General features: G+C 47.0%; 1 protein-coding gene. It reads right to left on the bottom strand.

The genetic code is table 11. The annotated features are described in order from the left end of the window. A partial coding sequence (gene tuf, locus A9E74_RS13760; protein ID WP_069297155.1) for an elongation factor Tu occupies positions 1 to 1,177 on the bottom strand: 1,177 nt, incomplete at both ends.

The following is a 1,177-nucleotide window of genomic DNA, read 5'->3' as shown; positions in this document are numbered from 1 at the left end:
CGATTTTAGCAACGACACCAGCACCAACAGTGCGGCCGCCTTCACGAATAGCAAAACGTAAACCTTCTTCCATCGCAATCGGATTGATTAAGGTTACGTCCATCTTAACGTTATCACCAGGCATGACCATTTCAATACCTGCTGGTAATTCACATGCACCAGTTACGTCGGTGGTACGGAAATAAAACTGTGGACGGTAACCATTGAAAAATGGTGTATGACGACCACCTTCGTCTTTCGACAAAATGTACACTTCCGCTTCAAACTTGGTGTGTGGTTTGATTGTGCCTGGGTGAGCCAATACTTGACCACGGTCAACGTCTTCACGTTTAGTACCACGTAACAACACACCAACGTTATCGCCCGCTTGACCTTGGTCAAGTAATTTGCGGAACATTTCAACACCTGTACAGGTGGTTTTTTGGGTGTCTTTGATACCAACGATTTCTAACTCGTCGCCAACTTTAACAATACCGCGCTCTACACGACCGGTTACAACGGTACCACGACCAGAGATAGAGAAGACGTCTTCGATAGGCATTAAGAATGCACCATCAATGGCACGTTTCGGCTCTGGGAAGTAGGTATCCATTGCTTCTGCTAAGCGGTGAATTGAAGGTGCACCAATTTCGCTGGTGTCGCCTTCTAATGCTTTCAACGCTGAGCCAACAATGATCGGGGTGTCATCACCTGGGAAATCATATTTGTCCAATAACTCACGGACTTCCATTTCAACCAGTTCAATCAATTCAGCATCATCAACCATGTCTGCTTTGTTCAAGTAAACAATGATGTATGGTACGCCAACCTGACGTGATAACAGAATGTGTTCACGGGTTTGGGGCATCGGACCGTCAGCAGCGTTAACCACCAAAATCGCGCCGTCCATTTGCGCTGCACCTGTGATCATGTTTTTAACATAGTCAGCATGGCCTGGGCAGTCTACGTGAGCGTAGTGACGATTAGGTGTTTCGTACTCAACGTGCGCTGTCGCAATGGTGATGCCGCGCTCTCTTTCTTCCGGTGCGTTATCAATATCCGCGTAATCTTTGAATTCACCACCTGATGCTTCAGCCATTACTTTCGTAATTGCTGCCGTCAGGGTAGTTTTACCGTGGTCTACGTGACCAATGGTGCCCACGTTTACGTGGGGTTTTGTACGTTCAAATTTTGCCTT

The organism is Methylophaga muralis (assembly GCF_001720165.1).
GTDB classification, from domain to species: Bacteria; Pseudomonadota; Gammaproteobacteria; order Nitrosococcales; family Methylophagaceae; genus Methylophaga; species Methylophaga muralis.
This window is presented reverse-complemented; position numbering and strand designations above follow the sequence as displayed.